This is a genomic window from Myxococcus sp. CA039A (assembly GCF_013336645.1).
Taxonomy (GTDB): domain Bacteria; phylum Myxococcota; class Myxococcia; order Myxococcales; family Myxococcaceae; genus Myxococcus; species Myxococcus llanfairpwllgwyngyllgogerychwyrndrobwllllantysiliogogogochensis.
On the sequence record NZ_JABUMQ010000391.1, the window covers coordinates 1 to 9,272 of the forward strand.

Consider the following 9,272-nt stretch of genomic DNA (forward strand, 5'->3'; position numbering starts at 1 on the left):
CCGGAGCGCGCACCGCGCCCCATGCGCCCCACCATGCCCCTGGACGCGCCCGCTCCGGTGTCCACCACCCAGACGCCGGAAGACTTCCTCCAGCGCGCGGTGCGACTGGAGCGCGGAGGCAATGTGGACCGCGCCATCGAGGTTCTCACGAAGGGCATCGACCGTGCCCCCGAAGCCGCCGCGCTCCACAGCAAGCTGGCCCTCATCCTCGTCCACCAGCGCAAGGACTACGTCCGAGCGGCCCGACTGCTGGAGCGCGCGGTGGAGCTGGAGCCGGGCAACACCGTCTTCCAGCAGAATCTCCTGAAGGTCGCCGCGCTGTCCGCGGCCTCCGCTGGCCAGGGCAAGGAGCGCAAGCCCGGACTCTTCGCCCGCCTCACCGGCAAGCGAAGCTGAGCGGCCCGGCACTCAAGGACTGCCGCTGTCCAACAGGCGCTCCGCCTCTTCCAACGAGAAGGCGAGGTGCGCGTCGTAGCCCAGCTCACGACTGGTGCGCTCGAAGACGAGCGCCGTGTCGACGGAGCGGCCCACCACCCGCACCACGCGACGGAAACCCCGGACCTTCGCGGCCTCCATGATGCGCCGCAGTTGCACCGTGGCCTCGGCGTCCAACGACGTCACGCCCTTCATGTCCGACAGCAGGTCGAACCGCGGGCGCAACCGCTCGATGGCCCGCACCGCCGCGTCGCCGACGCGCTGGGCCTCTTCCCTGGCGATGTCACCCCAGATGCGCACCACCAGTCGGTTCTTCCCGACAAGGGCCTCGACTTCGAACACGGGGCTGAGACCTCCAAGGAAAACCCGCCATCCCTTACAGAGAGTCTACCCCCGGCGTCACGCGCGCTTCCAGGTTTCGTCCCGGCGTGCCGGAACGCTCAGATTTCCGCCACGCCCTCGCGCTCGGCCCAGCCTTCCAGTCCGTTGGGCAGACGGATGCGCACGAAGCGGCCCGTCTCCTCCAGGAGCCGCACCTTGAGGCCCGCATGCACCTCGAAGATGGAGCGGGCGCCAGGCTGCGGCAGCTCCCGAGCCACCAGCGTGGGCGACAGCACCACGGCCTCGTGCACCGTCTCGTCCACCCACGCATGCGCGGCCAGCAGCGCGCCCGTGGGCACCGCCACGGTGAACAGCAGCGCGGCGACGATGCCCAGGCCCGTGCGGCGTCCCGGCTTCAGCCACCGCCACACCAGCAGGAGCAGCAGCGTGGCCACCCACGTGCCCAGAAAGGTCCACGCCACCACGGTGCCGTCCGTGGCCGCCGTCACGCGCGGAAGGAACTCCTCCTCCGCCGTGGCGCCCACCACCTTGTCCACCTGTCGCGCGCGCGCCACGGCCAGGTTGGCCTCCAGGTCCGGCGCGCGGCCGCCCTGCTTCTTCGCCTGCTCCAGCGAGAGCACCGCGCGGCCCAGGTCTCCCCGCGCCAGATGCGTCGTGCCCAGGTTGTAGAGGACGTCCGCGCCGCCATGGCCATGCGAGAGGAGCTTCTCGTAGCCATCCTGCGCCGCCGCGTAGTCCTCGCGCGCGTAGGCCTCGTTGGCCTTCAGGAAGACGTCCTGCGCCTCTTCAGGCGAGTAGTACCCGCTCACGCCCAGCCCTCCATGGCCGCGACCGCGGCATCCATCACCTTCTGTCGCGCGGCGGCATCACCTCCACCGCCATAGCGGCCCAAGTCACAGGCCTCCAGCACGTACAGCACCCGGGCACGTCGCTCCTGCGCCACGCCCGCCGCCGTCATGCGCTCGCCAATGGCCTCGCGAGTGAGGCCAATCACCGGGCCGCCCAGCCGCGCGCCCAGGAAGCCATGCAGCGCCTTCTCCACCTCGGTGTAGAAGGCCCCCGCGTCGGCGCCGGCCTGGAGCTTCTCCGCTTCCACCAGTCGCTTGCGCGCGGCCTTCGCCTGCTGACGCCCCTTGTCCGCCTCGGTGCGCGTCGCCATGCGGCCTCGCACGCCGCCCAGGAGCGCCGCACCCGCGAGCAGCCCCAGCGGGGCCAGCACCAGCGGCACGAAGAAGCTCCGCTTCCACGGTGGCTCGGACGGCGCGACGAAGCGCGCCTGGTAGCGCACCGGCCGCAGCCCACCGGACGTCAGCACGTTCTTCTGCTCGTTGGCCGAGTCCGCCACATGCGCGGACGACGTGGGCGGCAGCGCCGTGCTGCCCGCCGCGGGCTCCACCGTGAGGGTGATGGGGTCCGTGCGCGAGACCTCGTAGGAGCGCGCGCGTGCATCGAAGAAGGGAAACTCCAGCGCGGGCAACGTGAAGGTGCCCGTGCGCTGCGGCATCACCAGGTACTCCACCACGCGCCGACCCTGGACCCGGTTGCGCTGCGGCGCCACCTTGTCCGTCGTCGTGGGGTCATAGATTTTCAGCGCGGAGGGCCCGGTGAGCTTCGGCGGGTTGACGTTCTTCACGTTGCCGGAGCCCTCCAGGATGACCTTCACCGTGATGGGCTGTCCCAGCTCCACGCGCGTCTGCGACACGTCCACGGACAGCCGCCAGGCGCCCACGTTCGCATTGGACATGCCCTGCGGCGCACCGGGCGGCAGGGGCGCCACCTTCACCTTGAGCCCGTTGGACACGCGGTGCACGCGGTGGCCCGCGAAGAGGAAGCCCGTGGTGATGTCCGCCTCCGCCGCGGAGATGGACAGCGTGCCGGCCTTCACCGGGAAGAGCGCGCGACGGCGCAGCAGATAGGCCCGGTACGGGACGCCGTCGACGACCTTCTGCTCACCGGACAGCTGCGTGGGGCTCTCCACCTCCTCCGTCCAGAAGCCCTCCAGCTTGGGCATGGTGACGGCATCCACGCTGGACAGGTCCACGCGCGAGTAGATGTAGAGCGACAGCGTCACCTGCTCGCCCACGAAGATTTCGTCCCGGTCCAGGCTCGAGCGCAGGAACAGGTCCGAGTCTCCCCGGGGAATCGTGGGCTCGTCCTCCGGCTCATCCGCGAACGGGTCTGGCAGGCGCGAGGGCATGCTCGCGAACGGGTCCGGCAGTCGCTGCTGCCGCCCGGACTGCGCGGGTGGAGGCCCCAGCCGTCCCGGCTTCACGTCAATCTGCACGGAGTCCGTGCGGTGCGTCTTGCCCGCGGTCGTCATCTCCGACGGAGGAATCGTCAGCTTCCCCGCGCGATTGGCCCGCATCACCATCACGTACTTGGTGACGTCCTGGATGTTGGCGGGCCCGCCGCCGGACCAGGAGACGGAGCGCTGCGTGCTGCGTGAGCTGTTGACGACCTCGAAGTCGTCCGACCGCGGCAGCTTCACCTTGGCGTCGGCGGGCGCATCCACCGTCACCACCGTGAGCAGGAAGGTGTCCTCGCTGCCCACCTCCTCGCGGTTCACCGTCTGGTAGAACTCGAGGCCCGCCGCCCATGCCGGCGCCGAGGCCAGCAGGGCCAGCCCGACGAGCACCGCCACGGGGCCGCTGCTACCAGTCCTTCTCATTGGCCTTCCTCTGCTTCTTCTTCTGCTGGAAACGCCAGAGCTGGAGATTCTTCTCGTTCTGCTTCATCGCATCCAGCAGGCGCTCCGCCTCCTGCCGGTCCAGCTCCGATGGACTCACTCCACCATCCGAGCGCGAATCTTCCGCGTCACCCTCCGACTCGCTGCCCCCATCCGTCCCGCCGTCGTTCGGGTCGCCCTCGCCCTCATCCTGACCGCCGTCGGAGCCACCGTCGCTGCCGCCATCACCCTTCTGCGGAGGACCCTCCTGACCGCCGTCCCCACCATCCGAGCCGCCATCCGCCGAGTTGTCCTGCGGCGGAGGAAGGTTTCGCAGCACCACTTCGTAGTTGTGCCGGGCCTGCACGTCCTGCGGGTCCAGGGTCAGCGCGCGTCGGTAGGACTTCAGCGCCTCCACCCGGTCCCCCGTCGTCGCGGCGAGGTTGCCCAGGTTGTACCAGGCCTTCTGTCGCAGGTCGGGACGGTTGGACTCCGTCACCCCGCGGAAGACCTCCTGTGCGTCCTTCACCCGGCCCAGCTTCGCCAGCGCGTCGCCCCGATTGAAGTCCACCGCCGGGTCATTGGGACGCTCCTTCTTCGCGTCCTCGAACGCCTTCAGCGCATCCTCGTAGCGGCCCGCCAGGTACGCCTCGCGTCCCTGTTGGACCCGTGGATGGTCCCTCTCCAGCGGCCCCGCGCCGAGCGCCGACAGCGGCAGCACGAGGCACGCCACACAAGCCAGCAGTCGCGCGCCGCGACGTCGTCGTGTCTCGAGGCTCGCGCTCATGGCGACGACCTCCTGCGCGTGGACGGCAGCAACATCATCCCCAGCACGAGCAGCACCAGTCCGGGAATCGCGAAGGACTGGAAGCGCTCGTCGTAGCGGACCGTCACCCGACTCTCGAGTTCGCTCTTCTGCATCTGGTCGATGCGCTCCACCACCTGGCTCATCGCCACGCCGCGCGGTTGGAAGAAGAAGGCCCCACCGGTGGCCTCCGCGATGGCCGTCAGCCCCGCGCGGTCCAGGCGCGTAATCACCGTGTCTCCGGCCGAGTCCTTCTTGTAGTCCACGAACTCGCCGCGCCGGTCATAGACGGGAATGGGCTCGCCAGCCTCGGAGCCCACGCCCACCGCCAGCACTTGGACGCCCGCTTCCTTCAGCGCGTCGGTGGCCTCGCCCACGTCGCCGACCAGGTCCTCGCCATCCGACAACAGCACGACCACGCGCTCCTTCGAGCCGCGGTCCGCGTTCTCGAGCACCTGATGGGCGAGCCGCAACGCCGCGCCCACGTTGGTGCCCCCCTGGGGCATGACCTCCGGGTCCACCGCGCGCAGGAACAGCTTCACCGCCGAGTAGTCCGACGTCAGCGGAGACTGGATGAATGCATCCCCCGCGAAGACGACCAGGCCCACGCGGTCGCCCTTCAGCTCGTCCAGGAGCGTCGTCAGCTCCAGCTTGGCTCGCTCCAGTCGGCTGGGCTGCACGTCGCGCGCGAGCATGGACTTGGACGCATCCAGCGCCACCACCACGTCGATGCCGCGCCGCTTCGTCAGCTCGCTCTTGGTGCCACACTGCGGCTGCGCCAACGCGAAGCCGAACAGCGCCAGCCCCAGGCCATACAGGCTGCCCTGCGTGGCCGGACGCCACACGGAGATGCCCGGCGTGAAGCGCTCGGCGTGCCGCTCATGCAGCACCGCGCGCACGCGGGAGCGGCGCCTCAGCGACAGCGTGAGCGCGAGCAATCCCAGCAGCACGCCCACCAGCACGAGCCCCAGGAACAACGGCTGGGCGATACCCGCCTGATAGCCGAGCACGGTGAAGCGCCAGGGTTCCACGGGCGTCACGGGAAGACCCTCAGGAAGGTCGCGCGCAGGAGCAGCTCCAGCGCGACGAGACCAAAGGCGGCCAGCAGGAACGGATGGAACTCCTCGCGGTACGTCGCGGAGGCGCCTCCCTCCATCAGCTTGGAGCGCTCCAGCGAGTCGAGCACCTTCTGGAGTCCCCGGCGCAGGCCCTCGGGGTCCGTGGCGCGGTAGTACTCGCCGCCCGTGCGGTCCGCGATGTCCTGCATCAGCTCCGGGTTGATGGGAATCTCCGTCTCGCGCCACACGGTGTTGCCGAACAGGTCCGTTCCCTGCGGGAAGGGCACCTTGCCGCCCTTGCCCACGAGGATGGTGTAGATGGGCACGTGGAGCGCCTCCGCCATGTGCGCGGAGTCGATGGGGGACAGCTTCCCCGCGTTGTTGTCGCCGTCGGTAATCAGCACAACGACGCGACTCTTCGCCTCCGAGTCCCGCAGGCGGTTGAGCGACGTGGCGAGCGCGTCACCGATGGCGGTGCCGTCCTCCAGCACGCGGGTGCGCAGCTGCTTGATGACTTCCTTCAGCACGCCGTAGTCCAGCGTCAGCGGCGCCTGCGTGTACGCCGCGCCCGCGAAGACGACCAGGCCGATGCGGTCATTCACCCGGTTGGCGATGAACTCGCTGAGCACTTCCTTGGCCACGTGCAGGCGGTTCTGCGGCCGGAAGTCGCCCGCCTCCATGGAGGTGGACAGGTCCAACGCCACCACGATGTCGATGCCCTCCACCGACAAGTCGCGCACGCGAGAGTCGCGCACCTGGGGCCGGGCGATGGCGAACACCGCCGCCGCGACGGCCACCGCGCGCAACAGCGGCAAGAGCGGCAACATGTACGTGCGCAGGCCCTTGCCACTTCGGGCGAACACGTTCGCCGCGGAGAAGCGGAGGGGCGCGCGAGCGCGACGCTCCCGCCAGGCCTGCACCAGCAGGAGCGGCACGAGCAGCAGTCCCCAGAGCGCCTCGGGGTTATTGAACGCGGGGAGCGGCGGCATTGGCGGGAGCCTGAGGCGGCGGGGGCGGAACGTAGGTCTTGTCGATGAGTTCGTAGCCGAACAGCAGCGCGTCTCGGCAGCTCTCGGGCGACGCATCCGCCCGGGCGTACTTCACCATGTCCGACTCGGACACGAAGCGCATCAGCTTGTCCTCGGGAAGCCCGAGCGGCGACAGGCGGCGCAGCGCGGTCATCAGCTCCGAGCTGGTGCACTCCAGCGCCTCGAAGCCATAGCGCTCGCCCAGATACCCTCGGACGATTTCGGACAGGCGGAAATAGTAGTCCTTCACGTGGCCACGCCCCGGGAGGTTCTCCGCCTTGAGCGAGTCCAGCGCCTTGCGCGTGCGCACGTCCAACGGCAGGGGCGGCGGCAGGTTCACGTGCTTGGGGCGGTTCTTCCACCAGCGCACGAGCGCCCAGGCCAGCAGGCCCGCGGCGAGCACGCCCAGCAGCGTCAGCACCAGCCGCCACGAGCGGATGGGCACTTCCTGCGGCGGCTGGATGTCGAACAGGTCCGCGCCCTTGCCCTCGGCGTCCGGGGGCAGCGTGGCGGCCACCTCCACCTCGCGACCTGGCAGCGAGTAGTGACGCGGCCCCTCCGGCGTCGCCACGTCGAACTCGAGCGGCGGCACCTGCACCGTGCCCAGCGCGAAGGCGGACAGGCGCACCGCGAACGTCGTGGTGGCCGAGTCGGGCCCGTCATGGCGCTGACGCGTCTGGTCCAGGAACTCGAAGTCGCCCGTCTCCTTGGGCACCGCCAGTTCGTAGCGGTGGTCCTTCGGATGCGTGAGCACCACGTGGTAGGTGAACGGGTCGCCGATGCGCACCTGCTGCGGCTCCACGCGCACCGACACGTCCAGGGGCTGCGTCACCTCGTGCGCGGGCACGCCCGGGGGATTCGGCTGGGACTTCGCCCCCGCCGGAAGCGTCCCCAGACACAGCAGCACCGCGAGCAGGACCATGCACCGGCTCATGCCGCCATCCTCCGGGCCCGCGCGCGGAAGAACTGCGCGAGCGCCTTGCCGTGGTCATCTCCGGCCCGCAGCTCCACGTGGTCCAACTCCAGCTTCTTGAAGAGCTTGCGGCGCTCGTCGCGCGCGCCCTGCATCGCCCGGGCATAGCGTCCGCGCACGCCCGGGTCGCTCGTGTCCACGACGAAGCGGTCTCCCGTCTCCGGGTCCTCCATCTCCACCAGCCCCAGGCGCGGGAAGGCCTCTTCCAGCGGGTCCTCCACCACCACCGGGACGAGGTCGTGCTTGCGCCCCACCAGTCGCAGCGGCTTCTCGAAATCGCGCGCCTGGAAGTCGGAAACGAGGAAGGTGACGGCCTTCCGCTTCGCCACCTGCGTCAGGTACGTCAGGCCCGTCGCCAGGTCCGTGCCCTTGCCCACCGGCTGGAAGGTGAGGATGTCGCTCACCAGGCGCAGTACATGGGTGCGGCCTTTGCGCGGCGGCACCACCTTCTCCACCCTGTCCGAGAAGAGGATGAGCCCCACCCGGTCATTATTGGCGATGGCGCTGAAGGCAATCTGCGCGGCGACCTCGGCGGCGATTTCCGACTTGGTGCGCTCGCGCGAGCCGAACTCCTTGGAGGCCGACACGTCCACGAGGAGCATCACCGTCAGCTCGCGCTCCTCGGTGAAGACCTTGACGTAGGCCTCGTTCATGCGCGCGGTGACGTTCCAGTCGATGATGCGAATCTCATCCCCGGGCTGGTACTGCCGCACCTCGGAGAAGGCCATGCCCCGGCCCTTGAAGACCGAGTGGTACTGGCCCGCGAGCATGTCGGAGACCACCTTGCGGGTGCGAATCTCCAGCTTGCGGATGCGGCGGATGAGGTCCTTGGGCAGCACGGGTCGCTCGTCGGGCGGTCAGGGAACTTCGACGCGATCAAACACGCGCTGGATGATTTTCTCCGGGGTGAGGTCCTCGGCCTCCGCCTCGTACGTCATGGCGATGCGGTGGCGGAGCACGTCGAAGGCGATGGCCTTGACGTCCTCGGGCGTCACGAAGCCCCGGTGGCGCAGGAAGGCATGTGCGCGCGCGGCCTGCGCCAGGGAGATGGTGGCACGCGGTGAGGCGCCGAACTGGATGTAGTCCGCCAGGTCCTTGAGGCCGTACTTGCCGGGCTCGCGCGTGGCGAACACCACGTTGAGGATGTACTCCTTCACCTTCTCGTCCATGTAGATTTGGTGGACGAGCTCGCGGGCGCGGATCAGGTGCTCCACCGCGATGACCTTCTGCGCGCGCGGAGTCGTGCCACCGGACATGCGGTCCATGATGACCTTCTCTTCGTCGCGCGTGGGGTAGCCCACCTTCACCTTGAGCATGAAGCGGTCCACCTGCGCTTCGGGCAGCGGATACGTGCCCTCCTGCTCGATGGGGTTCTGCGTGGCGAGGACGAGGAAGGGCGAGGGCAGCCCGAAGGTCTGGTCGCCAATCGTCACCTGTCGCTCGGCCATGGCCTCCAGCAGGGCGGACTGCACCTTGGCGGGCGCGCGGTTGATTTCGTCGGCGAGGACGATGTTGGCGAAGATGGGACCCTTGCGGACGGTGAAGTTCGCCGCCTGCTGGTTGTAGATCATCGTGCCCACCACGTCGGCGGGCAGCAGGTCCGGGGTGAACTGGATGCGCATGAAGCTGGCGCTGAGCGCGTCCGCCACGGTGCGCACGGTGAGCGTCTTGGCGAGACCGGGCACGCCTTCCAGCAGCACGTGGCCATTGCACAAGAAGCCGATGAGGATGCGCTCCAGCATGTAGCGCTGGCCGACGATGACCTTGCCGGTTTCCTGGTTGAGGACCTCGACGAAGCTGCTTTCCTGCTGCACGCGTTCGTTTAGCGCGCGGATGTCCGTGTTCATGACGCCTCGGTAAGGACTGGCGGCGGGCAGCCTAGGGTTGACCGGGTATCGGGCTCAACACCGCAGAAGGGCGGGCATTCCAGTAAGTTCCGAGTCGGCCCCCCGGAGGGCTCCACCCC

At 69.2% G+C, this 9,272-nt stretch carries 10 protein-coding genes; 1 reads left to right on the plus strand and 9 read right to left on the minus strand.

Translation table 11 applies throughout. The features are described 5' to 3' along the window. Nucleotides 1-396: tetratricopeptide repeat protein (locus HR086_RS40930; protein WP_373564414.1), on the plus strand; the 396-nt coding region annotated here is incomplete at its 5' end. 12 nt (nucleotides 397-408) lie between these two features. On the opposite strand, the gene HR086_RS40935 is transcribed toward HR086_RS40930, so the two are convergent. The 9 genes from HR086_RS40935 to HR086_RS40975 all read right to left on the minus strand — a co-directional run bounded on the left by HR086_RS40935 (nucleotide 409) and on the right by HR086_RS40975 (nucleotide 9,153). Further along, a complete protein-coding gene (locus tag HR086_RS40935; protein ID WP_141648829.1) occupies nucleotides 409-777 on the minus strand; it encodes a hypothetical protein in 369 nt (122 codons plus the stop codon). Between the two features lie 98 nt (nucleotides 778-875). After that, on the minus strand, nucleotides 876-1,586 hold the full coding sequence (locus HR086_RS40940; protein WP_174461508.1) for an SH3 domain-containing protein: 711 nt from the start codon (nucleotides 1,584-1,586) through the stop codon (nucleotides 876-878). After that, nucleotides 1,583-3,445, minus strand: a complete 1,863-nt coding sequence (locus HR086_RS40945) for a BatD family protein (RefSeq protein WP_174461509.1) — start codon at nucleotides 3,443-3,445, stop codon at nucleotides 1,583-1,585. The genes HR086_RS40940 and HR086_RS40945 overlap by 4 nt, the downstream gene beginning before the upstream one ends. After that, nucleotides 3,429-4,229, minus strand: a complete 801-nt coding sequence (locus HR086_RS40950) for a tetratricopeptide repeat protein (RefSeq protein WP_174468330.1) — start codon at nucleotides 4,227-4,229, stop codon at nucleotides 3,429-3,431. The genes HR086_RS40945 and HR086_RS40950 overlap by 17 nt, the downstream gene beginning before the upstream one ends. Next, complete coding sequence (locus HR086_RS40955) at nucleotides 4,226-5,287, minus strand: VWA domain-containing protein (RefSeq protein WP_141648832.1); 1,062 nt, start codon at nucleotides 5,285-5,287, stop codon at nucleotides 4,226-4,228. Before HR086_RS40955 ends, HR086_RS40950 begins: the two co-directional genes overlap by 4 nt. Next, entirely contained in the window at nucleotides 5,284-6,294 is a 1,011-nt protein-coding gene (locus HR086_RS40960) for a VWA domain-containing protein (protein WP_141648833.1), read from the minus strand. The genes HR086_RS40955 and HR086_RS40960 overlap by 4 nt, the downstream gene beginning before the upstream one ends. Then, entirely contained in the window at nucleotides 6,269-7,267 is a 999-nt protein-coding gene (locus HR086_RS40965) for a BatD family protein (protein ID WP_141648834.1), read from the minus strand. The genes HR086_RS40960 and HR086_RS40965 overlap by 26 nt, the downstream gene beginning before the upstream one ends. After that, nucleotides 7,264-8,145 (minus strand): DUF58 domain-containing protein, encoded by an 882-nt coding sequence (locus HR086_RS40970; protein ID WP_141648835.1) that lies wholly within the window; start codon nucleotides 8,143-8,145, stop codon nucleotides 7,264-7,266. Before HR086_RS40970 ends, HR086_RS40965 begins: the two co-directional genes overlap by 4 nt. Nucleotides 8,146-8,163: 18 nt before the next feature. Beyond that, nucleotides 8,164-9,153 carry a MoxR family ATPase gene (locus tag HR086_RS40975; RefSeq protein WP_141648836.1) on the minus strand — a complete coding sequence of 330 codons (990 nt, stop codon included), beginning with the start codon at nucleotides 9,151-9,153 and terminating at the stop codon, nucleotides 8,164-8,166. Between the last annotated feature and the right edge of the window lie 119 nt (nucleotides 9,154-9,272).